Origin of the sequence: Leucobacter chromiireducens (assembly GCF_051993095.1) — a bacterium.
In the GTDB taxonomy this organism is placed as follows: domain Bacteria; phylum Actinomycetota; class Actinomycetes; order Actinomycetales; family Microbacteriaceae; genus Leucobacter; species Leucobacter chromiireducens.
In genome coordinates, this window is the sequence record NZ_CP197024.1 from 559,987 (window position 1) to 583,866 (window position 23,880).

18 protein-coding genes are annotated in these 23,880 nt (G+C 67.4%); 9 read left to right on the forward strand and 9 right to left on the reverse strand.

The window, feature by feature from the left end; translation table 11 throughout:
- Positions 1 to 2: 2 nt before the first annotated feature.
- Complete coding sequence (wecB, locus tag ACR81A_RS02460) at positions 3 to 1,073, reverse strand: non-hydrolyzing UDP-N-acetylglucosamine 2-epimerase (RefSeq protein WP_440312472.1); 1,071 nt, start codon at positions 1,071 to 1,073, stop codon at positions 3 to 5.
- A gap of 56 nt (positions 1,074 to 1,129) precedes the next feature.
- Here wecB and ACR81A_RS02465 point away from each other — a divergent pair, with 56 nt between their 5' ends.
- Together ACR81A_RS02465 and ACR81A_RS02470 are read left to right on the forward strand one after the other, a co-directional pair.
- Positions 1,130 to 2,245 carry a glycosyltransferase family 4 protein gene (locus tag ACR81A_RS02465; RefSeq protein ID WP_440312473.1) on the forward strand — a complete coding sequence of 372 codons (1,116 nt, stop codon included), beginning with the start codon at positions 1,130 to 1,132 and terminating at the stop codon, positions 2,243 to 2,245.
- A gap of 9 nt (positions 2,246 to 2,254) precedes the next feature.
- The gene (locus tag ACR81A_RS02470; RefSeq protein ID WP_440312474.1) at positions 2,255 to 3,550 is read left to right on the forward strand and encodes a nucleotide sugar dehydrogenase; all 1,296 of its coding nucleotides are present in this window, start codon (positions 2,255 to 2,257) and stop codon (positions 3,548 to 3,550) included.
- Positions 3,551 to 3,639: 89 nt separating this feature from the next.
- Here ACR81A_RS02470 and ACR81A_RS02475 read toward each other — a convergent pair whose 3' ends face one another.
- On the reverse strand, positions 3,640 to 5,454 hold the full coding sequence (locus tag ACR81A_RS02475; RefSeq protein ID WP_440312475.1) for a methyltransferase domain-containing protein: 1,815 nt from the start codon (positions 5,452 to 5,454) through the stop codon (positions 3,640 to 3,642).
- Positions 5,455 to 5,564: 110 nt separating this feature from the next.
- Between ACR81A_RS02475 and glf the strand changes: the two genes are divergently transcribed.
- Positions 5,565 to 6,704 carry a UDP-galactopyranose mutase gene (gene glf / locus ACR81A_RS02480; protein ID WP_440312476.1) on the forward strand — a complete coding sequence of 380 codons (1,140 nt, stop codon included), beginning with the start codon at positions 5,565 to 5,567 and terminating at the stop codon, positions 6,702 to 6,704.
- A gap of 59 nt (positions 6,705 to 6,763) precedes the next feature.
- Here glf and ACR81A_RS02485 read toward each other — a convergent pair whose 3' ends face one another.
- Positions 6,764 to 8,995 carry an acyltransferase family protein gene (locus ACR81A_RS02485; protein WP_440312477.1) on the reverse strand — a complete coding sequence of 744 codons (2,232 nt, stop codon included), beginning with the start codon at positions 8,993 to 8,995 and terminating at the stop codon, positions 6,764 to 6,766.
- Positions 8,996 to 9,149: 154 nt separating this feature from the next.
- Positions 9,150 to 10,715, reverse strand: coding sequence for an alanine/glycine:cation symporter family protein (locus ACR81A_RS02490; protein WP_440312478.1), 1,566 nt, complete (start codon positions 10,713 to 10,715; stop codon positions 9,150 to 9,152).
- 401 nt (positions 10,716 to 11,116) lie between these two features.
- Between ACR81A_RS02490 and ACR81A_RS02495 the strand changes: the two genes are divergently transcribed.
- Positions 11,117 to 13,372: an S-layer homology domain-containing protein gene (locus tag ACR81A_RS02495; RefSeq protein WP_440312479.1), complete on the forward strand. Its 2,256-nt coding sequence runs from the start codon at positions 11,117 to 11,119 to the stop codon at positions 13,370 to 13,372.
- Between the two features lie 13 nt (positions 13,373 to 13,385).
- Here ACR81A_RS02495 and ACR81A_RS02500 read toward each other — a convergent pair whose 3' ends face one another.
- The 3 genes from ACR81A_RS02500 to ACR81A_RS02510 all read right to left on the reverse strand — a co-directional run bounded on the left by ACR81A_RS02500 (position 13,386) and on the right by ACR81A_RS02510 (position 17,125).
- Positions 13,386 to 15,290 carry a glycosyltransferase gene (locus ACR81A_RS02500; RefSeq protein WP_440312480.1) on the reverse strand — a complete coding sequence of 635 codons (1,905 nt, stop codon included), beginning with the start codon at positions 15,288 to 15,290 and terminating at the stop codon, positions 13,386 to 13,388.
- A gap of 79 nt (positions 15,291 to 15,369) precedes the next feature.
- Complete coding sequence (locus ACR81A_RS02505) at positions 15,370 to 15,729, reverse strand: hypothetical protein (protein WP_202382249.1); 360 nt, start codon at positions 15,727 to 15,729, stop codon at positions 15,370 to 15,372.
- 4 nt (positions 15,730 to 15,733) lie between these two features.
- On the reverse strand, positions 15,734 to 17,125 hold the full coding sequence (locus tag ACR81A_RS02510; protein ID WP_440312481.1) for an O-antigen ligase family protein: 1,392 nt from the start codon (positions 17,123 to 17,125) through the stop codon (positions 15,734 to 15,736).
- A 136-nt stretch (positions 17,126 to 17,261) separates the two neighbouring features.
- Here ACR81A_RS02510 and manA point away from each other — a divergent pair, with 136 nt between their 5' ends.
- From manA to ACR81A_RS02525, 3 genes are all read left to right on the forward strand, one after another.
- Positions 17,262 to 18,563, forward strand: a complete 1,302-nt coding sequence (manA, locus tag ACR81A_RS02515; RefSeq protein WP_440312482.1) for a mannose-6-phosphate isomerase, class I — start codon at positions 17,262 to 17,264, stop codon at positions 18,561 to 18,563.
- Between the two features lie 95 nt (positions 18,564 to 18,658).
- On the forward strand, positions 18,659 to 19,072 hold the full coding sequence (locus ACR81A_RS02520; RefSeq protein ID WP_237462707.1) for a hypothetical protein: 414 nt from the start codon (positions 18,659 to 18,661) through the stop codon (positions 19,070 to 19,072).
- Positions 19,072 to 20,022, forward strand: a complete 951-nt coding sequence (locus ACR81A_RS02525) for a bifunctional riboflavin kinase/FAD synthetase (RefSeq protein WP_440312483.1) — start codon at positions 19,072 to 19,074, stop codon at positions 20,020 to 20,022. The genes ACR81A_RS02520 and ACR81A_RS02525 overlap by 1 nt, the downstream gene beginning before the upstream one ends.
- Before the next feature lie 30 nt (positions 20,023 to 20,052).
- On the opposite strand, the gene ACR81A_RS02530 is transcribed toward ACR81A_RS02525, so the two are convergent.
- A complete protein-coding gene (locus ACR81A_RS02530; RefSeq protein WP_440312484.1) occupies positions 20,053 to 20,178 on the reverse strand; it encodes a hypothetical protein in 126 nt (41 codons plus the stop codon).
- On the opposite strand from ACR81A_RS02530, the gene ACR81A_RS02535 reads away from it, so the two are divergent.
- On the forward strand, positions 20,178 to 22,337 hold the full coding sequence (locus tag ACR81A_RS02535) for a DEAD/DEAH box helicase (RefSeq protein WP_202382245.1): 2,160 nt from the start codon (positions 20,178 to 20,180) through the stop codon (positions 22,335 to 22,337). The two genes, ACR81A_RS02530 and ACR81A_RS02535, sit on opposite strands and share 1 nt — an antisense overlap.
- A gap of 167 nt (positions 22,338 to 22,504) precedes the next feature.
- Positions 22,505 to 23,542 carry a 6-phosphofructokinase gene (locus ACR81A_RS02540; RefSeq protein ID WP_202382244.1) on the forward strand — a complete coding sequence of 346 codons (1,038 nt, stop codon included), beginning with the start codon at positions 22,505 to 22,507 and terminating at the stop codon, positions 23,540 to 23,542.
- Here ACR81A_RS02540 and ACR81A_RS02545 read toward each other — a convergent pair.
- On the reverse strand, positions 23,539 to 23,763 hold the full coding sequence (locus tag ACR81A_RS02545) for a mycoredoxin (protein ID WP_440313122.1): 225 nt from the start codon (positions 23,761 to 23,763) through the stop codon (positions 23,539 to 23,541). The genes ACR81A_RS02540 and ACR81A_RS02545 overlap by 4 nt on opposite strands.
- Positions 23,764 to 23,880 lie beyond the last annotated feature (117 nt).

Genomic DNA, 23,880 nt, shown 5'->3' on the forward strand with positions numbered 1-23,880 from the left:
ACTTACGAGTTGATGCGTTCCGCAATTGCGCGAACGGCAGCCTCCGCCGCGTGACCGTCACCGTACGGGGCCGCATCGGTGGGCTGGGGTGCCGGTCGAGTGAGCGCTGCCGAGATCTCAGCGGGCGTGTTCGCGAGCACGTTCCAACCAAGCTCCACAGTCTCCACCCACTCAGTCTCGTGGCGCACCGTGGTGCACGGGACACGCAGGAGGAACGCCTCCTTCTGCAGGCCGCCCGAGTCGGTGATGACTCCAGCGCTTGCGAGCACAGCGGCAATGAGCTGCGGGTAGGCGAGCGGATCGCGGGTGGTCAAGGCGCCGGAATCGAGCGAGATGTCATGCTCCTCGGCCTTCGCGCGAACACGAGGGTGCGCGAGTAGCACGACGGGCTTGTCTGCCTGGCTCAGCGCAGCGACAACCTCTCGGAGCCGATCGGGCTCATTCGTGTTCTCAGCCCGGTGAATGGTCGCGACATAGAACTCGCCCGCGGCGAAGTCCTGAGCAAGCGGGTGTGGCTCGTCGGTAGCGAGCACACGATCACGCACCTCGAACAACACATCGGTCATGACATCGCCCACGAGAACGGACCGCGCAGTCAGCCCCTCAGTGGCGAGGTGCTGCATTGCGACCTCCGTTGGAGCGAGGCAGAGATCAGCGGCGTGGTCGGTCAGCACACGGTTGTGTTCCTCGGGCATCCTCCGGTTGAACGAGCGCAACCCTGCCTCGAGGTGTGCGACGGGGTAGTGCAGCTTGACCGCACTCACCGCGGCGGCAAGCGTGGAGTTCGTGTCGCCGTACACGAGGACACAGTCGGGGGTGAACCGCTCGAGCACTTCGTCCATTTGCGCAAGCATGCTGCCGGTCTGAACGCCATGCGATCCTGAGCCGACTCCGAGATGCGCGTCGGGTTCAGGGATACCGAGATCGCGGAAAAACACGTCCGAGAGCATCGGATCGTAGTGCTGGCCAGTATGCACGATGACGTGTTCGTGACCAGCCGAGGTGATGGCTCGAGCAATGGGCGCGAGTTTAACGAACTGGGGGCGTGCGCCCACAACACTCATGATCTTCACGTGCTCAATCCTACTTGTGCGGCTCGCTCGGACGGCGCGGAGCCTAGACTGAGGGCATGCGCGTGCTCGTTGTGACCCCTTGGTTTCCCACTGCCGCGGCACCGGGATCGGGCATCTTCAACCTTCGCGACGCTGAGCTGCTCGCATCGCAGCACGAACTGCGCGTGCTTCACCTGTGTACGCCCAGTCTGCTGGGCACCGGGGAAGAAGAAGAGCGGACCGCGGGGATGACGGTGCGGCGAGTGCCGTATCGGGTGGGTTCCGTGCGGGGGACGCTGGCGGCCGCGCGGGCGATCAAGGAGGAGCTGCGTGGCGCGGAGTTGCTCCACTCGATGGCGCTCCCCGCGCTGATCCCACTGCGACTGGTGCGCGTGCGGCAGCCGTTTGTGCACACCGAGCACATGTCGATGCTCGTTACTCCGGGCGGGAACTTTGTGGGTCGAGCAGCGAAGCATCTGCTCACACGCCTACTCAGCCGGCCGACCGAAGCGGTCGCGGTCAGCTCGGCGCTCGCTCGAGTCATCGATCGCGTGCGTTCGCGTCCAACCACGGTGATCCCGAATCACGTCATGATGCCGGAAGCGTCCGTGCCGGACGAGGAAGGCCAACGCTTTGCCGAGGTGCGCATGATCAGCGTCGGCGGCATGGTTGCGAGGAAGGGCGCGCTCGAAGCCGTCGGTGTGCTGGGCGAGCTGGTGGATCGAGGCTTCGAAGCGCGTCTCACGTGGGTGGGAACAGGGCCACTGCGCGATGAAATGGTGGCGCTCGCGGAGAAGCTCGGCGTACGCGATCGACTGACGCTGCCCGGCCACCAAACACCCGATGAGCTCTCGCAGCAGCTGCAGGCCGCAAACCTCTTTGTGCTTCCGGTTGAGACCGAGACATTCGGTGTTGCGATGGCGGAGGCGCTCGCCCACGGACTCCCTGTGGTGGCAACGGGGACCGGCGGGCACGAAGAGTTCCTGCCGCCGGAGGCGTCGAGGCTCGTTTCCGAGCGAGCGGCTGCACCACTCGCCGCGGCCGCGGGAGAGCTCATGAGGGACCCAAAGCTGTGGTCGCGCACAGAGATTTCGGCCTACGCGCGCGCACGTTTCTCCGAGGCTTCGCGCGTCGCCGCCTACGAAGAGGTCTATCGGCGGGCGGTTGAGCGGTCTTCGAGCAAGAAGCCGTAGACTGTCCCCGTGAAGATCGCAGTCGTCGCCACCGGAAAAATTGGCCTCCCCCTCGCAACGCAGTATGCGTCGATGGGACACGACGTGATTGGCGTCGACGTGAACCAGGCGTTGGTTGACGCGATTAATCGTGGGGAAGAACCGTTCCCCGGCGAAGCTGAACTTGCCGAGCGCCTTGCGGAACTCGTTCCCGCGGGAAAGCTCCGTGCAACGACCGACTATGCGGAAGCCATCCCCGGTGCTGACGCGATCGTTATTGTTGTGCCGCTTCTCGTTGACGAGGAGACCTGGCAACCGGACTTCAAATGGATGGACGCCGCTACGCGTTCGCTCGCAGAGCACCTTACCCCGGGGACGCTCGTGTCCTACGAAACAACCTTGCCCGTCGGCACGGTTCGTGGCCGCTGGAAGCCGCTCATCGAGGAAGTCTCTGGCCTGACTGAGGGCGAAGACTTTCACGTGGTGTTCTCGCCGGAGCGCGTGCTCACGGGGCGCGTCTTCGCTGACCTCAAGAAGTACCCGAAGCTCGTTGGCGGCCTCACCGAAGCGGGCACGCAGCGAGCCATAGAGTTCTACGAGTCCGTCCTAACGTTTGACGAGCGCCCGGATCTCGCACGTCCCAACGGCGTATGGGACATGGGCACCGCCGAAGCCGCGGAGATGGCGAAGCTTGCGGAGACCACCTACCGTGATGTGAATATCGGGCTCGCGAACCAGTTCGCCCGCTTTGCGGACACCGCAGGCATCGACGTGTACAAGGTGATCGAGGCGTGCAACTCGCAGCCCTTCAGTCATATCCACCGGCCCGGGATCGCGGTTGGCGGACACTGCATTCCGGTGTACCCCCGCCTGTATCTCTCAACGGATCCCGACGCTGACATCGTGCGGACCGCGCGCAACTACAACGCAACCATGCCCCAGTACGTGGTGGATCGAGTTGAACAGACGATCGGTGACCTCAACGGGTCTCGCGTAGTCGTTCTCGGCGCAGCGTACCGCGGAGGAGTGAAGGAGACTGCGGTTTCCGGGGTGTTCCCGACCGTTGAGGAACTCACATCGCGTGGTGCGATCGTGACCGTGCATGACCCGCTCTTTAGCGCCGACGAGCTCGCCGCCTACGGATTCACCGCTCACACGATCGGTGACCCCGCAGACGTTGCGATCTTGCAGGCTGACCACGCGGAGTACCGCGAGCTTGGGCCCGCAGACTTCCCTGGCATCAAGCTGTTTGCGGACGGCCGCAACGCTACTGACCCTGCGCAGTGGCGCGGCGTTCCGCGCATCGTCATTGGAGCTGGCGCGTAGCAACGCGCCTCACAAACGCCGCTCTTCCGAAGCTTAGGAGGGCGGCGTTTGCATGCGCGCGCTCATAAATCGAGCGCGCGAGCGTTTGCTTAGACGTTCCGCAGTGTTTCGTCTGAGCCCTGGCCCCCAGGGGTACCAGGGGTGAACTTCTGCTCGGCGAGGTCCATCAACTCGGCCACGCGCAGGCTGTCGCGGCGATACTCGTCGAGTTCGAGCTCGAGCTCTGCGACCCGGGCGGTGAGCGCCTCGAGCGCTTCCCGGGAGCTCTGGGGGCGGGAACGCATGAACAGTCGCTTCAGTCGCTGGCGCAAGGAATCCTCCTGGGCAGGGAATGGACGGTCGGAAAGAGTGAAACGGGCCCCGTAGCGGCGGCGAAGCGCGCGGGCCGGATCGTCCGGTGCCCCCGCAGCCGTATCTCGATCGGGATCGGGAAGCGGGATCGCCTCAAACTCGATCCCCAACCCGAGCTGCTTCGCCTCGCGTGCGAGGTCGAAGCGGTGCATGTGCCACCCGGTCGGGTCGTCGTACACGACATCCGCCGCGGGCTCCCCGTAAAACGTCGCGAGTGCAGTGCCACCGGAGCGGAGCGCCATTCGCATGAGCCGGAGGGCATTCGCGCGTGCGAGGTGGCCGGTTTGCTCAAGGAGATGTGAGGCGACAACGTCGAAGGGTCCGGTGATCCCCAGCTGCTGCGGGGCCGCGAGTGCGAGGGTGCGGTAGAGGTTCACGTGCGCGGTCTCGTACCCGCCGGCGCGCGCCCCTGTCGCAGCGAGTGCTCCTGCGTCGTGCGAGAAATCGGTGGCGATCACGCGCCGCTCGGGCCGTGCCGCCGCAAGCGCGGCGGCAAGCGTGCCGCGTCCGGCTCCGAGCTCGAGCACCGTGGCAGAGCGGAGCTCGTCCGCAACACTCAGCACCCAATCCCTGCCTGGCTGCCAATCCGCTTCGTCTGAGGCGCTGTGCGTCTGGAACCAGTCGTTCCAAAAGTCGCGCTGAAAGTGGAACGCGCCAAACCAGGTGTCGAAGCGACGCACGGTGCTGCGCGGGGTCTCGAGCTGGTAACCCGGAATCGGGGTGCGCCAGTTCTCGTCGTAGTTGATGACGAGCCAGGCTTCGGGATCGGCGGGTGCCGGATACTCCCGGCCTGAGATCTGCACGGTTGAGAACGGCAGCATTTGCTCGCGCCGCAGCTCCCCGCGCACGTGGAAGGGCTGGTTGATGTGACCGTCGTCGGTGAAGAACGCGGTAAACACATCCAGGTAGTGATCGAGCCGCCCCGAGTCTGCGCGGAACTGGAGCTGCATATGGGTGGCGCTGTGCCGCACGACCTCGTAGCCGAGTTCCTGCAAGCGGTGGCCCACTGCAAAACCCTCACGCGCGACGTCCGCGGGGTTGCTGTGCTCAGACAGGTACGCCACGTCGGCGTCGTCGTCGTGGGGAAGCAGCGCGCCGTCTCGCACGGCCCCGAGCAGCGTCCCGCCGACAATGAAGGGACGCAGCCCCATCTCCTGCAGCAGTGCGACGATCTCCGTGGTTCGCGCGAGGATGCGCTCCTGCACGCCGGGATTGCCGGCCGCGAGCGTCTTTCCGAGCCGGCCCCACTTGTTCACAGCGAGCGGGATGCCGTCGCTGTCGCGGATGCTCGTGCGTTCCTCGGCGTCGCTGAAGACCACCGGGAAACGCGCAAACTCGTTCTTCGTTCCCGAATCCCGGATGGTGATCTCGGTGCTGCCCGTGAGGTGGGGGAGCAGGGCGTCAGGCCACGCGACCGTGCGGTCTTCGGGAATCGGCTGCGCGGTCAGATCGATGGACCAGACGCGGGTGCCGTCGAAGCGCACATCGACGGAGACCACTGACGCGGGCAGCGCTGGAAGCGTCAGGGCGCTTGGCGTGGCAGCTGCGGTCATTCGAAGGCACTCTCAACATCTCGTGAACGGGCGTATCCGATTCAGCATACTCTTTGCGCACCGCCGCCCCGAAGACGGCCCACCCGGTGCGGGCGGGTAAACTGACGCACATGGATCTCCTTGTAGTTGGATCAGGTTTCTTCGGGCTCACGATTGCGGAGCGCGCCGCAAGCGCCGGCAAGAAGGTCGTCGTGATCGACCGTCGCTCGCACATCGGCGGCAACGCCTACTCGGAGGCGGAGCCCGAGACGGGCATCGAGGTGCACCGCTACGGCGCCCACCTCTTCCACACCTCGAACGAGACCGTGTGGGAGTACGTGAACCGCTTCACCACGTTCACGAACTACGAGCACAAGGTGTATTCGAATTTCCAGGGCGAGGTCTTCCCGCTGCCGATCAACCTTGGCACCATCAACCAGTTCTTCCGCGCCGCCTATGGCCCGGACGAGGCGCGCGCCCTCATCGCCGAGCAGGCGGGCGAGTTCGACACGAAGAGTGCGCAGAACCTCGAGGAGAAGGGCATCTCTCTCATCGGTCGCCCGCTCTACGAAGCGTTCATCCGCGACTACACCTCGAAGCAGTGGCAGACGCCGACGACGGAGCTGCCCGCCGAGGTGATCAGCCGCCTCCCCGTGCGCTACACCTACGACAACCGCTACTTCAACGACACCCACGAGGGTCTGCCCACCGAGGGCTACACCGCGTGGCTCGAGAAGATGGCCGACCACCCGAACATCGAGGTGAAGCTCGACACCGACTTCTTCGACGAGTCGCAGCCGCTCAACAAGAACGCCATCATCGGCACCGTGCCCGTCGTGTACACGGGGCCCGTTGATCGTTACTTCGACTATGCGGAGGGCGAGCTCGGCTGGCGCACGCTCGACTTCGAGCAGGAGGTGCTCCCCACGGGCGACTTCCAGGGCACCAGCGTGATGAACTACGCGGGATCCGACGTGCCGTACACGCGCATCCACGAGTTCCGCCACTTCCACCCTGAGCGCGACTACCCGACCGACAAGACGGTCATCATGCGCGAGTTCTCCCGCTTCGCGAAGCGCGAGGACGAGCCGTACTACCCGGTGAACACCCCGGAGGACCGCGAGCGCCTGCTCAAGTACCGCGAGCTCACCGACAGCGAGGACCGCGTCCTCTTCGGCGGCCGCCTCGGGACCTACCAGTACCTCGACATGCACATGGCCATCGGTTCGGCGCTGTCGATGTGGAACAACAAGCTGAGCGAGCTGCTGTAACCCAGCCGCGCCGCTGCGAGAGGCTCGATTCCCGGGAGGGGGATCGGGCCTCTCTGCGTTTAGCGCTCTGTTGCTGGGGCCTCCGCGAGCGGCGGCCGCAGCGCCCAGCCGACCTGGCCCTCGAGCGCGGCAGCGAGCGCCGGGGCGAGGCTGCGCGCGTAGCTGCGGGAGATGTGGTCGCTGTCGTAGAACACGGGAACGCCTCCGATGACCCCGTGGCACGTGCCCTCGCGACAGAACCGGTCGGTGAGATCGATCGCCGTCACTCCGGCGCCCGGGCTCGCGGCCGCAGCTGCCGCGAACGCGTCGGGCGGCAACACTTCGGCGCTCGGGGCAGTGCACGCCGCGGGGGTATCGAGCGCGCGCTCCACGCAGTCGGGGCCGAGGCGAGTCTCCGCGTACGGGACATCCCGGATCGCCACGACTGATGCGCCGGCGGCACGCCACTCCGAGAACAAGCGCTCGGCTGCAGCAGCATACTGCGCGTCCTGCGGGCGGCCGCTCCCGTCATCGATGGTCTCCTGGGCGGTGAATGTGGAGACCAGAATCAGATCGGGATCGCTCGCGCGGATCCGTTCGGTGAGTTCTGCGCTCCAGCTGCGGCATGCCTCGGCCTTCGCGCCGTTCGAGTCGGGCGTTCCCTTGAACGCGACGCGTGGCACATCGACGATGGGGCAGCCACCCTGCATCGAGGCGTTGACCCGCCACCCATTGCCGCGCGCCACGTCGTACACGGCGGCCTTCCAGTGTTCCGCGTGCGAGTCACCCACGAGCCACACGAGCGGAGCGTCAGCGCTCGCGCCGGGTGCGGCAAAGTCGCACTCCACGAGCGACGGCTTCCCGTCCGCCAGGATCTGCTGTTCCGCGAGGACGCACTCGGCGGGTGAGAACCACGGAGTGTTGTCGTCGCCCCGTGGCGGCACCTGCGCGACACCAAACGGGTCGCCGCAGTCTGCGCCAGGTGTGAGGGCAGCAGCGCCGAAGCACCCGCCGCTCTCAAACTGCGCTGCCTCACGCGCGGTCTGAGCAGCAATCTGCTGGGCCGCCACGTGCACTCCGCCGGCCAGGAGCGCGATGGCAACGATGCTCGCCGCGGTGGCCCAGAGCGTGCGCCGGGGGCGTGCGCCGCGGAACAGCCGTGTGCGGCCCGGATCCTCAACGAAGTACTTGGTGAGCGCAGCGAGCACAACCGTGAGCGCGAGGATGATGAGGCGGTCGCGCAGACGGAGGTCCCGGGAGAGTACCGCGGGGGCGAGCACAATGAGCGGCCAGTGCCAGAGGTACAGCGAGTATGAGAGATCGCCCGTCCACTGCACCGGTCGCCATCGCAACAGGAAGAGCGGCGACCACCGTGGTGCCGCATCCCCGGTGGCGATGATGAGCACGGTGCCCGCGACGGGCAGAGCCGCCCACGGGCCCGGGAACGGGGTGGTCGCGGTGAACGCGAGCGCCGAGATCCCGATCATGCCGATGCCGAGCCAGTGCGCGGCACCGCGGAAGAGGGTCACTCCGGTGCCCCCGCTGCTCAGCCACCGGGAAAGCGCGGGTGCTGCGAGCGCTACCGCTGCGCCCGCCATGAATTCCCACACCCGAGTGCCCGTGTGGAAGTAGGCGAGGCTGCGCTCGGCCCCCGTCAGCCATACGGCGAACGCGAAGGAGACCGCGCCGATGAGGGACACTGCGGCGAGGAGCCCCCAGCGAGGAAACGCTGGCGCGGCCGGGGGAGCAGTGAGCTGACTCCGTCGTCGTCGCAGCAGCAAGTACACGAGCCCGAGCAGCAGGAGCGGCCAGAGCAGGTAGAACTGCTCCTCGACAGACAGTGACCAGTAGTGCTGCACCGTCGTGGCGGCGTTGCTCTGCGCTGAGTAGTCGACCGCGCTCGCCGCAAGGAACCAGTTCTCCACGTACGCGGTCGCAGCGAACGTCTCGCTCGCAATGCGCGGCCACCGCTCCGCCGGGAGCCACAGCAGCGCACCCGCGAGCGCGGCGAGGCTGACGAGCAGCGCGGCGGGGAGCAGCCTGCGTGCGCGGCGCGCATAGAAGTCGGCGAACGCGATCCTGCCCGTGCGCATGAGCTGCGAGATGAGGTGTGAGGAGATCAGGAAGCCCGAAATGACAAAGAACACGTCGACGCCGACGTAGCCGCCGGGAAGGCGCTCCGGCCACAGGTGGTTGAGGATCACGAGGCCCACCGCGATTGCGCGAAGCGCTTGGATATCGGTGCGAATGGGGCGCTTCGGCCGCTTGGTGCGTGCAGGCTGAGGATCGCGCTGCAGCGCGCTGCTCGCCACGGATGTGCTGCTCAGCGATCGTCCTCTCGTGCGCCTCGGCGAGAAACGCCAAGCGCCTCGAGTCTACCGAGCCTGTGCGCTGACCTCGCGGAGGACGCAGTGTGCCCCCGGCCGCCGGAGGCGATCGGGGGCACACTCTGTGGCGAGCGCGCGGCTACCCGCGCGGGCCCTGCGGTTCGCCGGCTTCGTCGAATTCGAGGCCGACCGCCTCAATTTGGTGCGTGTTCGGTCGCTGCGGGGTGAGACCACCCTCACGGTCGAGCTCGGCCTCACGCTTCCGCCAGGCCTGGTAGCCAGGTTCGTCGGCGAGTGCGCGTTCGATCTCCGCGGACGAGGCCCGCAGCTTGGGATCGAACTTGAGGTAGGCGCGCGTCTCGCGTGCGACGAGGCCCGAGAGGATGATGAGCCCGATGAGGTTCGGGATCGCCATGAGCCCGTTCATCATGTCGGAGAACGACCAGGCGATCGCGAGCTGGGTCGTCGCCCCCACAAACACGATGAGGGAGAACACCACGCGGAAGGGCATCACGACGCCGCGACCGAAGATGCGCACGATGTTGCGCTCGCCGTAGTACGCCCAGCCGAGAATCGTCGACGCGGCGAACATGACAAGGCCTATGGTGACGATCCAGTGCCCCCATTCACCGGGCAAACCGTTCGAGAACGCTTGCCCGGTCATGAGCGCGGGCGAGAGTTGCTCTCCGGTTTCCGGGTCGATCGAGGTGTAGGTGCCCGTGGTGATGATCACGAGGCCAGTCATCGTGACCACGATGATCGTGTCGATGAAGGTCTGCGTCATCGAGACGAGGCCCTGACGCACGGGGTGGCTGGTCTGTGCTGCGGCTGCGGCGATTGCGGCCGAGCCCATGCCCGACTCGTTCGAGAAGATGCCGCGAGCGAAGCCGTACTGAATCGCGATGATGAAGACCGAGCCGGCGAAGCCGCCGGCCGCTGCCGTCCCGGTGAACGCATCGGCGAAGACGAGGCCGATCGCTGCGGGAACGTCGCCGAGGTTGACGAACAGGATGTAGAGCGCGGCAACCACGTAGAACACGATCATGATCGGCACGAAACCGGCGGTCACCTTGCCGATGGACTTGATGCCGCCAACGAGCACGACGAGCACGAAGATAGTGAGCACGACGCCCGTCACCCAGGTGGGAACGCCGAAGCTGTGCTCCACGTTCGCGGAGATCGAGTTCGACTGGGTGAGATTGCCGATCCCGAAGCACGCGAACACGGCGAAGATGGTGAACGACCACCCGAGGATCTTGCCGAGCGGGCCGCGGATACCCTTCTCGAGGTAGTACTGCGGGCCGCCGTTGCGCTCGCCCTTGCTGTCTGCCTGGCGGAAGCGGACCCCGAGGAACGCCTCCGTGTACTTGGAAGCCATGCCGAGGAGGCCGGTCACCCACATCCAGAAGAGCGCGCCGGGGCCGCCGATGCCGATCGCGGTCGCGACGCCAACGATGTTGCCCGTGCCGACGGTGGCCGCGAGTGCGGTGGTGAGCGCCTGGAACTGGGAGATATCCCCGCTCGAGCCCGGGTCGCGTCGGCGAATGATGCCGAGGTTGAGGGCTGCGCCGAGGCGGAGGAACTGGATGCCGCCGAGGCGGAAGGTGAGATAGAGGCCGGTGAGAAAGAGCAGCGGAATGAGGACGAAGGGCCCCCAGATTACGCCGCCGATGGAGTCGAGGATGCTCTGCAATTTGTCAGTCACTGTGGTACCTGAGTCCTTCGCGTCGTTGCGGAGTCGGATTTGTGTCCGATCGAGGTTGCGGGCGACTTTAGCAGGAACTCAGTGAGTGGCGCAGCCCTCGTGCAGGTGGGGCGCTGGGCAGAGCTTGAGCCTTAGCATACCTGCACATATTCAACAAATCGAGACTTCACAGCACTCTCATCGGGACTTATGCTGGGCCGCATACCCAGCCGGGTCGGTTCGGAGGTGTGTTCATGCGAGTCATCTTCAGGTCAACAGCAGGGGAAGTGCTGGCGCTCGTTCTCGCTCTCAGTGCGTTCGGAATCCCGCCAGCGCAGGCGAGCTCTTCGCCTCCACCCGCGCGGCCCACCGTACGCACGGAGCTTGAACAGCCGCAGGCGCCGCCCGAGGAACCGGGGCCCTTGGTCGGGGAGGAAGCGCCAGTCGATGGGGGAGTTGGGCAGTCGGAGGAGGGTGAGCTGTCCGATGACGGAAAAGGTGCTGGGGTCGAGGGTGACCCCTCTCCAGAAGCTGAGTCGGGTGCCGCCGCGGATCCCGCAGACGCCGTGGAGCCCGCGGACCTCGTGGAGCGTCTGGCGGAGGCGATCCCAAGCTCGCTTCCGGTCGAGGGGACCGTGGTGGTGGTGGCAGCAGAGGGCGGGTCCGCGCCGCGCATCGAGGGCACCCCGCTGCCAGCGAGTGAGCAGGTGGCGGAGCAGCGATTGCTCGCAACCGATGCCGGGCCGGTCGTCGAGGTGCCAGTTGAGGTGCTTGCTGACGCCGCCGCGGGGGAGCGCCTGGTCGGGGATCTCGAGTTGGTCCCCGAGGAGCAGCGCGCGGTGGCCGAAGAACTGGCGCCCGAGCTGGCACCTGAAGTGCTGCCCGATGCTCCCACGCCAGGAGAGCTGAGCGAGGAAGCGACCGCATCCGTCACCGTGGCGGCGTTGAATCTTGGCAAGGAGTTGACTATCGGCGGGTTGATCATTCCGGGAACGGGGTCGGGCAGCGGGACCGCACCACGCGCGCACACGGCGGACGTAGCGTTCTACACGGGCGGCGGGAACCCCACTACCGCGGAACTCACGCAGCTCGTCAACGACGCCGGTGCGTACTGGGCGGGGCAGACGAACGGCGCGGTAAAGAGTCTCACGGTGAACTCGGTGAAGCGGATCACGAGCTACGCGCGTGATCGGGGCATGCGTTGCGAGCCCAAGAACCTCCAGAAGCTGTGGAGCGACGCGGCGAAGCAGTTCGGGCGCAGCACGAGCAGCTACATCGGCTCGGCACGGCATCTTGTGGTGCTCGTCGACGACGGGTGCGGCGCGCTCGCACAGAACTCCAGCGGCTGGGGGAGCTACGGCACCCTCCACAGTGGCGGCATGACCTGGGTGGACCTCGGCTCACGGCACAAGGCAAAGCTGCCGCTCAGCTCCGCGACCGGCGCGATCGCCCACGAGCTTGGCCACAACCTCGGCCTCGGGCACGGCAAATCTCGTGTGTGCACGGGCAGCGCGACGGACGCCGCGGTCAGCGGAGGAAAGCCCGTGTCGCCCTGCAGCGACGTTGAGTACGGTGACCCGTTCAATGTGATGGGAATCGGAGCGTGGGCTGGCGGGCGTACACCCCCGGCGCTGCCCGCGGCCCAGCGCGATGCGCTCGGTGTGGCCCCCGCGGGGACGGTGAAGGTCGTGAAGGCATCGGGCGGGGCGACGCAGACCGTCACGCTCTCGGCTGCGGGAACGAACTCGGGCGTGCGTGCGATCCGTGTCGAGGGCGATCGCGGCGGTACGTTCTATGTCGAGTACCGCGCGATGACCGGCCAGGACGCGAGCATGGGGTTGAAGGCCGGCCGTGCGTACGAGACCGGGCTCGCGAAGGGGGAGCACTACACGGCGGCGGGTGTGCGCATCGTGAAGAGCGACGGCGGCGGAGGGCAGAATGCCGATGGCACGCACCGCTATGGCAGCACGGTTGTCTCGGTGCGGGATGCGCAGCTCGGAAAGAACGGGCTCTTCCAAACGGCACGTTCGGGCAAGCAAGCGAGCACCTGGAACAGCATGGTGCGGGTGCGGGTGGTGTCGACGGCGGCCACGAGCGCGAAGGTGAAGATCGAGGTCATGCCGTTCACGGACATCCAGTTCTCGCGCGCGAACGCGACGCAGATCTCGTGGATGCACACGAGCGGGTACTTCTCAGGTACGAGCGTGGCCGGCGGGAGGCGCGAGTTTCGCCCGACAGCCAAGCTCACGCGAGCAGAGGTGGCCGGAATGCTTTACAAGCTCGCCGCATCCAAGGCATACACGCCGCCCAAGAAGTCACCGTTCACGGATGTCTCGATACAGCACCCGTACTACCGCCAGATCGCATGGTCATACAGCGCGGGCCTCACGCCCGGCACAGCTGTGAAGGGCGGCCGATCCTTCGCGCCGACCGCCTCGGTGACGCGGGAATCGTTTGCGGTGCAGCTCTACAAAGTGCGCAAGAGCAAGTACGGGGGTGCAGCGAAGACTCCGTTCGCGGACGTGAAGAAGGGGTCGGCGAACTACAAGCAGATCACGTGGATGTACGCCTCAGGGCTCGCGCCTGGCACGGTGAAGAGCGGCAAGCGCACCTTCGCCCCGCGCGACGCGGTGACACGTGAGGCCGCAGCGGTCGCGCTCTACAAGCTCACGCACTAGCCGCGGGTGCGGACTAGCGGCCCTCGAAAGTCTTGCGCCACTCCTCCGGCGACACCATCTGGGGAAGCGCCGCGCGGTACTCGGCCGACAGGCGATCCCAGTTCTTCTCGATCTGCTTGCTCAGCTCGCGCGACTCGCGCAGCAGGCGGCGGAACTTCGCGCGATCGTGGCGGTACCACATCTTGCCACTGCCGTCGGCGGCGCCCACGATGACGCTCGTGTGATTCGGGATGCGCCACCAGAGCGCGTCACGCTTCGAGTACTCGAGCTCGGGAACGCGCTGCTCGGCCTCGCTGCTCGCACGTCGCCAGTGCCGCGGCAGCATGCGTGCGGTAAAGATGCCCAGGCTGATCCCCTTGGGGTAGTCAGTGGGTTCCTCGAGGAGCGGCAGGGCGCGGCCCGCGGGCGCGACCGGGGTCTCGGGGTCGCCGGGGCGGTACACGCGGGTCTCGGGGAAGTCCTTCGCGCGAGCGCGCGCAGCTGGCATGTCCTTCGAGATGTCATCGTGCAGGCCCTGCGGGCCGCGGAGGACGGAACGCATTCCATCGACGGCGAGCTGTGTCGCGTAGTACTGCATGTTGAGTAGCTTCTTGATGTCCTGTCGACCGCTGTTCTGCAGCAGCTTGCCACTCTTCGGGCGGTCGGAGTGCAACAGGCCCGCGATGATGCGGTTGCGGGTGTGGAAGAAGGCCTGCCAGTCCTGCGAATCGTCCTTGTCGAGCCAGGACACGTGCCACAGCGCGACGCCCGGCAGCGACACCGTGCGATAGCCGGCGGCCTTTGCGCGCAGGCCGTACTCGGCGTCATCCCACTTGATGAAGACGGGCAGCGAGAGCCCAATGTCTGCGATGACCTTCTTGGGGATCATGCACATCCACCAGCCGTTGTAGTCGGCATCGAGGCGGGCGTGCATCCACTTGGTCTGGCGCAAGTTGCGCTTGCGGAAGTCGTGGCGGTGCTGCTCCTCGAACGACGGCCCCCACATGAATGGATCAGGCCGCACGACCTCGGCCCACGCGTGCAGCACGGGCTTGTCGAGGAGGTCGAACATGTGACCGCCCACGATCACCGGCTCGCGGCTGAAGCGGCCGAACTGGAGGGCGCGGAGTGCGCTCTCCGTCTCGAACTCCACGTCGTCGTCGAGCAGTAGCAGGAAGTCGGTGTCTTCGCGCTCCAGCGTTTCGGCCATCGAGCGGGAGAAGCCGCCCGAGCCGCCAAGGTTGCCCTGCTCGATGACGCGCAGCTTCTCACCCAGTCGCGCGGCGACCTCGTCGAAGCCTGCCTCGTCGCGCACCTTCTGCGTGCCCTGGTCGACGAGGAAGATCCGGTCGATGCCCTCGGTGAGCGCGGGGTTCTCGGCGATGTTCGCGAGCGTAGCCACGCAGTAGTCGGGCTTGTTGTACGTCGTCATGCCGAGGCTGAGCTTGCCGTTCGTGACGGGCTCCGCCGCGGTCGACCAGCTGCCCTCTTCGAGCACGAGGTCCTCAGTGCTCGCGATGAGGTCGAACCAGTACCAGCCGCCATCACTGAAGGAGGTGAGGGGCAGCGTGAACACGCTCTCCTCGGAGCCGGTGACCGTGCGCGAATCGACGCGCTGCTGCACGCCACCCGCGTTCGAGCGGTACACGATGATGGTGCCGCTGCCCGCGGTGCGCAGGGTGAGTGACACCTCGGTGACCACGGTCCACCGCTGCCAGTACGCCGCCGGGAAGGCGTTGAAATAGCTCGCAAACGAGACGCGCTTGCCGGAGCGCACGCGGGCGCTCGAGCGGGAGAGCACGTTGTCGATGTGTGCGTTCTCGCTCAGCCGAACGTGGCGCCCGCCGATCTTCGACCAGGTCTCAGAGTCCGCGTAGAGCGGTAGGACATCGGGATCCTGAGTGAGCGGGAAAACGATCGACTGCAGCGTGGTCGGCATCGAAAGCGTGCCTCTCTTTTCGGTCTGACGGACGGAGCCTCCCCAGTGTACCCGCGGAGAAACTGCAGAACCGTCGGGTTTACTCGGCGTTCAGGTGTTCGCCAGCGCGCCACACGGCGACCGTGAGATCGGGAGCCGCCGCTGCGATGGTGCGCAGCAGTTCGAACTCCGCCCGGTCGGCGTTGCGTCGGTGCTCCTCGGCGTCGGGTCCACCGGCGCGTGCCGCGAGACGGGCGAGCCCGAACTCAGCCAGCCGCCCTTCGGCCTCGAGCAGCTCGTCCCGGAGGGTGAGCACCACGAAGTCGTCGACCTCGGGTACTTCCTCCACGGCGATCGCGGGATCCTGACCGCCGCGTACGCGCCGCTCCAGGATCGTGTCGCGCTCGAGCCGAGCGTCGGCGCGCAGCTCGGCGAGGCGCTCGGGGGTGATGGGTTGCATCGCGCTACCGCGTCTTCGTTGGCGTTGTGCGAGCGGAGTGGCTCTGCGGGATTGGGATCTGGCGCCACGGAAGCTTGGTCGGCTCGGCGTCGAGCGAGGGCAGCTGGAAGTCGTAGCGCGACTTCACCGCGATGAGCACGAGGAGGATCCAGTTGCCCTCGATGAGCAGCCGGCTCTCGGTGAGCGATTGAATGACGAGCGCCACGACAACCAGCAGCGGCCAGAGTGCGCTCGTCGCGTACGGCAGCGCTGGGCCGAAGCCGCGCCGGGGCGGGTCGACCGCGCGGAACCACACGCGCCAGGTTGTGAGCAGCACGAGCGGGGCGAAGGCGAGCACGCCGACAATGCCGAGCTGGAACCACACATCGAGCCATGCGTTGTGCGCGCTCATGACAGGGATTCCGGCCTTCGTGTCGAGCGAGGCGAACGGTTCGGCCCACGGCGCCCAGTAGCTCACCCAGCCCCAGCCGAACCAGGGGCGCTGTTCGGCAAGCTCGATCACCTTGTGCCAGGTCTCGAGCCGTCCGGTCATGTCACCGCTCTTGCCCAGCAGACCGAACACGAAGTCGCGGGCGAAGAGCACCAGGCCAATGGCAGCAGCGAGGAGCGTGACGCCCACCGCGTAGAGCGGCACTCGCCGCTCGGGCCCGAGCCTGCGTGCCCAGAGCGCGAGCGCGAGCGCGACGAGCACCGCTGCGAGCGCCACCCACACGGTCGCACCACGGGTCAGCAGAATCGTGGCGGTTGCAAGGAACACCCAGAACCATCCGGTAAACCGCCCGACAAGGCCGGCCCGAAGCTGGATTCCGAACACGATGAGGCCGAGCAGGCCGATGAACCCGAAGAGCACGGAGCTAGCGACGATTCCCTGAATCGGGCCGCCGGCGAAGAGGAGATCGCGGCTCCAGTAGAGCAGCTTCGAGATCTTCTCGCCCTCCGCGGGGCGCTCAATGAAGTTCTGGAACACGGGCTCGCGAACGAAGATCGACACCCAGAGCTCGAAGAGGAACGAGACGCCGATGATCCAGCGCAGCGCGGTGCCGAGCGTGCGCAGCACCTCGTGCCAGGTGAGCACGAATGCGAGCACCACGGCGAGCAGTGTGGTGGCGAGCTGCGCGACAACGCCGAGCAGCGACTCGAACCGGTATTGCGACCACGCGATCGACGCGATCGCGAGCAAGAGGAACCAGTAGAGCGGCGCGGGGAGCCGATACCAGCGGAAGCGCGCGGGCTTCTCGCGAATGAAGATGACCACGCCGATCGCGGTGAGCACCGCGGCGATGCCGAGGAACCCCCACCAGCCCACGAGGTTGCGCACGCCCGTGCTGCCGAGCGCGAGCACGAATACACAGATTGCGTACGCGCTCACGCCGAGTCTGGTCCTGCTCTCCGCCATAGTCGGTATGGTAGAGCATGGCGTGATCCTCACCGGTGGGGCGGGCTGGGAGCGCGGCTGCGCGACCGCTCGGGAGAGGGCGGACGCCGCCGCCTGCTGACCCGTCGCCGCGCGGCATGACACCCCGAGGAGAGCCGTGCTGATCTTTATTGAGAACACCCCGCGTGCGTACGCGTGGGGCTCGCTCGACGCACTCGCCGAACTGCTCGGCACCATGCCGACGGGGCAGCCGCAGGCGGAACTCTGGTTGGGCACACACCCCGGGAGCCCCGCGCATGTCGCGAAGGCCACCCCCGTGGGGCAGACCCTCATCGATCTCGTTGAAGGCGATCCGGAACGCTACGGCGTTTCCGGGGGGCCGCTGCCGTTTCTCCTCAAGGTGCTCGCGATCGGTGCGCCGCTCTCGCTCCAGGTTCACCCAGACCGGGATCAGGCCGCCGCTGGCTTCGCCGCGGAGGAAGCCGCGGGGATTGCGCGGGATGCGCGCGAGCGCAACTACGGCGACGCAAACCACAAGCCCGAGTTGCTCGTCGCGCTGAGCGAGGTGACCGCGCTGAGTGGCTTCCGTGCGCTCAGTGCCGTGCGGCACGACCTCCGCGCGCTCGCCGCAGCGGCGCAGACCGCTGGCGATGCAGCGGGCAACGCCGCGCTCGAAACGGTCGCGCAGCGGCTCGCCCCGAGCGGCGCGCAGAGCGAGGCTGACGTGCGGCGCGAGTTTCTCGAGTGGGCGTTTGCCGGAGACCCCGAGGTGTCCCGCGCACTGACGGCCCTGCCCGTCGCGATGTCCGGTGTCGGCGACGACATCGCCGCCGATCGGCGCGCCGCGCTCGACGCGCTCGTCGCAACGCACCCCGGCGACCCGGGCGTGCTCGTCTCGCTCCTGCTGCACATCGTGCGGCTCGCTCCGGGGGAGGCGCTGTTCCTCCCCGCACGTCAACTGCACGCATACCTCGGGGGGATCGCGGTTGAGGTGATGGCTGCCTCCGACAATGTGCTGCGCGCAGGCCTCACTGAGAAGCACGTGGACGTTGCTGAGCTGTGCCGCATCCTCGACGCCGAGGAGATTCCTGAGCCGCGCTATCCCGCGACCCAACTGCAGCCGGGCCTCATCGCCTGGCAGCCCGGGGTGCCTGACTTCCAACTGCTGCGCGCGCGGCTGTGCGATCTCGACTCGGCGGACCCGGTCGGCGACGCCAGCGGGGCGGCCGCCGAGGTCGAGGTCGCGGCGCCGCACCCGCTCGTCATCGTGGTCACGGCAGGCCGAGTGCGCGTGGAGCGGACCGCCACTGAGCTCGCTGAGGTGGCCACTGCACGCCGCGGCCAGTCGCTCTACGTCTCCGCGGGCGAGCCCATCCGCCTCACGGGCGCGGGCGAATTGTTCCTCGCTACGGTCGGTAGCCCCTCGGCAGAGAGCTGGCAGCTCGGGCGAGTACACTGAAGCCCGTGTCGAATCCTGAAGCATCCGGCCCCACAGCCCCCGCCGAGCGCGGCGAACGGCTGGGTGGCCTGGGGCGCGTACTCATCGCCGTCTACATGATCCTCGCGATCGCGGCGACGTTCCGCTCCGTCTACCAGATCCTGTCGAAGTTTGACGAGGCCCCGCTCGCATACACCCTGTCGGCGCTCTCCGGGGTCGTGTACATCGTCGCGACCGTCGCGCTCATCATGGGCGTGCGCGGGCGGAAGCCGGCGGCCGCACGGGTCTGGCGCGGCATTGCCTGGGCGGCGCTCGTGTTCGAGCTGTGCGGCGTCCTGATCGTAGGCACGCTGAGCCTCACCACCCCCGAACTGTTCGGCCACCCCTCGGTGTGGTCGTTCTACGGCAGCGGGTACGTCTTCATTCCGCTCGTGCTTCCCGTGCTCGGCCTCGTGTGGCTGCGCCGCTCCGGCCGCGCCGCTGCGGCTCCGGCCGTGACTGCTGAGCCCGTCAGCCAGGACATCTACTGATGCGCGTTGTTGAATCGCTCGCAGCGCTGCGCCCCGAGGAATTCTCGGTGGGCAGCTGTGTAGCGATCGGCAAGTTCGACGGTCTGCACCTTGGGCACCAGTCGATTCTGCGACGTCTGCGGAGCGAGGCCGCGGCGGCCGATCAGCTGACGGTGGTGTTCACGTTTGCGAACAATCCGCTCAGTTACTTGAACCCTGAGCGCTGCCCACAGCCGCTCATGAGCCGCGAGCAGCGGCTCGAAGCGTTTGCGGCCGCGGGGATTGACGTGTGCGTGATGGTGGAGTTTGACGCGGAGTTCGCGGCGATTCCCGCGGCGGACTTCGTGACCGACGTGCTGGTCGGGAAGCTCCAGGCGCGGCACGTGATCATGGGCGCAGACTTCCGCTTCGGTCACCGCGGCGCGGGTGACGGCGCGCTGCTGCGCGAACTCGGCGCGACGCACGGCTTCACCGCCGAGGTCGTCGAGTGGGTCGAAGATGCCGAGGCCGAACCGGTCTCCTCCTCTGCCGCGCGTGCGGCAGTGGTGGCGGGTGACGTTGCCGCGGCCGCACGCATGCTCGGCCGCCCGCCGGCGGTGCGCGGCGACGTGGTGCACGGTGACGCGCGTGGCCGCGAGATCGGCTATCCCACTGCAAACTTGGGCGGCGCGATCGAGGGCCTCGTGCCCGCCGACGGCGTGTACGCGGGGTGGGTGCTGCTCGCAGGCGAGCGCAGGGTCGCCGCCATCTCGGTCGGGAACAACCCCACGTTCACCCCGAACGAACAATCGCGGGTCGAGGCCTTCGTGCTCGACTTCGAGGGTGACCTCTACGGGCAGCGCATCGAGGTGCAGTTCGCGCACCGGCTGCGTGGCATGGTTCGCTTCGACGGGCTCGAGCCTTTGCTCGAGCAAATGCACGCCGACGTTGCCGAAACTCGACGCCTGCTCGAGGCCACACCTTCTCGGTGAGTCGCCGCCACACATAGTGGTACGATCGACCTACGGTCGCTTCCGCGAGTGCGCCCAGAGCCCCATGCCGCGCATGAGGTCAGGCTCGGAGACTCGCGTCCGGCCCGCGGCTCGGTACGCGTTCCGAGTTCGTCCCACGCCGATCAGGAGATCCATTGGCATCCAACACTGCCACGCGTCAGTCCACCGCGAAGAACGCTTCGCGAGGTTCGAACGGGTCATCGCGCTCGAACGGGCGCCGCAAGCACACGCACAACGAGGGAATCATCCCGCTGCTCGCTCGGGCGGTGCGTGAAGTTGAGGCTTCAGCCCAGCGCGGCAAGGCGACCCCCGCGAACCGCACCAAGTTTCACGTCATCGCGCTGCTCATGCGTGAGGAGCGCGCTCGCATCAAGACCGAGGAGGGCGTCAGCGACGCAGAGCGCGCCGAGACGCTGAAGCGCCTTGATGGTGTTGCGGCGATCCTCGCGAAGACCGCCGCGCGCGACACGAGCCTCATCACGCTGCTCGAGCCGACGGCGCCCATCACCGAGGCCACCCGCCAGCTGAAGCGGAAGATGCTCACGCAGGCCGGCTTCGAGCTGCCCGAGGAGGAGAAGGTTGCGCCCGAGCCGGTGAAGGCATATGTGCCGCCGGAGCTCGCTGAGCGCCAGGTCGAGCCCGCCGGCGTCGAGTCGCGCATGCTCGCGAACCCGTTCCTTGCGCCCGATCTCACGCCGCCGAAGCAGCCCACCCCCGTGGTGCGCCTCGCGAACTGGGAGCTGCTCGGGCCGCTGCTGAAGTCGTTCGAGCAGGGCGGCGGCGGCTCCGCATGCATGCCCCTGCCCGAGCCGCCCGTGCCGGATCGCCTCGCCCCCGCCGGGCGAGAGCTCATGGATCACCAGGCTCGCTTCCTCGCAAGCGTGCGTGAGGGGCACCGCAGCTTCCTCCTCGCCGACGAGCCAGGCCTGGGCAAGACCGCGCAGTCGGTGATTGCCGCATCGGTCGCCGACGCGTACCCGCTGCTCGTTGTTGTGCCGAACGTCGTGAAGATGAACTGGGCGCGCGAGGTGGAGCGGTGGACGCCGCAGCGCCGCGTCACCGTGATTCACGGTGACGGTCAGGATATCGACGCGTTCGCCGACGTGTTCGTGGTGAACTACGAAATCCTCGACCGCCACCTGAGCTGGATCTCGCGATTCGGCTTCAAGGGCATGGTCGTCGACGAGGCGCACATGATCAAGAACGTGCAGTCGCAGCGCTCGCGCAACGTGCTCGCGATCGCCGAGAGCGTGCGTGAGCGCACGCCCGGCGGCTCGCCGCTGCTGATCGCGCTGACGGGCACGCCGCTCATCAACGACATCGATGATTTCCGCGCGATCTGGCGCTTCCTGGGGTGGACCGACGCCGAGAAGCCGGGCCCCGAGCTCATGGCACGTCTCGAGAGCAACGGCTGGACCCCCGCGGACTCTGCGTTCTACCCGGAGGCACGCCAGAGCGTGGTCGACATGGGAATCGTGCGTCGCCGCAAGATCGACGTTGCCGCAGACCTGCCCGCGAAGCGCGTGGTCGATCTGCCCGTCGAGCTGGACGACGAGTACGGTCGCGGCATCCGCGAGGCGGAGGCACAGCTGGCCCGCAAGCTGCTCGACCGCTTCACCGCGGTGAAGAACGGCAAGCTCGGAGAGAAGCTCAGCGACGACGCGATCATCCGCATGGTGTGCGCGCAGGAGCTCGAGGAGTCGAACGCGTCGGCCGACGGCATGAACGTCTTCACGATGGTGCGTCAGATCGGCCAGGCGAAGGCTGGCCTCGCGGCAGACTACGCCGCGCAGCTCGCACGCTCGGTGGGCAAGGTCGTGTTCTTCGCGAAGCACATCGACGTGATGGACCGGGCTGAGGCGCAGCTCGCCGAGGCAGGGCTCAAGACCGTGTCGATTCGCGGTGACCAGAGCACCACCTTCCGCCAGGAACAGATCGACGCGTTCAACAAGGACCCCGAGGTCGCCGTGGCCGTCTGCTCGCTCACCGCAGCGGGCGTGGGCGTGAACCTGCAGGCCGCGTCCAACGTGGTGCTCGCCGAGCTCAGCTGGACAGACGCCGAGCAGACGCAGGCGATCGACCGTGTGCACCGCATCGGTCAGGCAGAGCCGGTCACCGCGTGGCGCATCGTCGCCGCGCAGACGATCGACGCCAAGATTGCGGAGCTCATCGACGGCAAGGCGGGCCTCGCCGCGCGCGCGCTCGATGGTGCCGAGGCGAAGGACGAGACCGAGGATTCGGTGCAGCTGCTCGCGCTCATGGGCGTGCTGCAGCGCGCGATCGCCGCGGCCTAACCGCACCGCTCGCAGCGGCCCTCGCTCCCGAAGGGGAGCGGGGGCCGCTGGCCGTTTTGGACACGCAAGTGGCAGAAACACGACTGTTCGCGTGATTCTCGCCACCGCTAGCATGGGACAAGTCTCGCCGGAGTGACCGGCGCGGCACCCGGATGCGAAGGGGACTCATGCGGATTGGTGTGCTCTGTTCAGGCGGCGACAGCCCAGGGATGAACGCGGCCATTCGCGGCGCGGTGCTCCGCGGGGTCGAGGTGCACGGCTTCGAGATGGTCGGCTTCATGGACGGCTGGCGCGGCTTCCACGACGGCGACACCGTGCCGCTCGACCGCCTCGCTGTGCGCGGCATCTCCCCGCTCGGCGGCGTGATGCTCGGCACCAGCCGGGTCCCCCCGTTCCCTGACGGCGTCGCCACCCCCGAAGCACTTGCGGCCGTGCGTGCGCGCATGACAGAGCTCGGGATCGATGCCTTCCTGCTCATCGGCGGCAACGGCACGCAGACGGTTGCGCAGATGCTCGACGACGCAGGGATCCCCGTCGTGGGGGTCCCAAAGACAATCGACAACGATCTTGGCGGCACGGACTACACCTTTGGCTTCGACACGGCCGTGTCGGTCGCGGCCGAGGCCATCGACCGGCTGCGCACCACGGGGGAGTCGCACCGCCGCTGCATGGTGCTTGAGGTGATGGGTCGCGACGCTGGCTGGATCGCGCTTCACGCCGGGATGGCGGGCGGCGCGCAGCTGATCCTGCTGCCGGAGTTCCCCGAATCGGTCGAGCAGATTTGCGAGTGGGTGCTCAGCGTGCGCGACCGCGGGCGCTCGTCGCTCGTCGTTGTTGCCGAGGGCTTCCGTCCGGCGGGCGAGGCCGACGTGGTGACGCGCGCAGGGCTCGACGGCTTCGGGCGGCCACGCCTCGGGGGCGTCGCCGAGGTGCTCGCCCCGCGCATTGAGGAGCGCACGGGTATCGAGACCCGCGCCACCGTTCTCGGGCACGTGCAGCGGGGCGGCTCACCGACCGCGTTCGACCGCGTGCTCGCCACGCGCACGGGCATCGCCGCAGCCGACGCCGCGAACGACGGTGCCTGGGGAACCATGGCCGGGCTGCACGGCGACCGTGTCGAACTCGTACCTCTCGAAGAGGCGGTCGGCGCGCTGAAAACTGTGCCCGCCGCGCGCTACGAGGAGGCGCGCCTCAGCTTCGGCTAGAGGCCGAGCTGCGCCTTCACATCGTTGAGCGAGGGGTTGGTCGCCGTCGTGCCGTCGGGGTACACGACGGTAGGGACGGTCTGGTTGCCGCCGTTCGCGGCCATGACGAGTTCCGGGGTGCCCGGCGTGTTCTCGATGTCCACCTCGGTGTACGCGATGCCGGTCTTGTCGAGCATCAACTTGAGGCGCTTGCAGTAGCCGCACCACTCCGTCGAGAACATGGTGATCGCGCCAGACTCGGGGACGAAATCGCTCAGCTGTGCCGTGCTCACGGGGAACCTCCTATGGATCTGCGGGACGCCAGTTTAGCGCCGGAGATCGAGTGCTCGCTGGGCCCG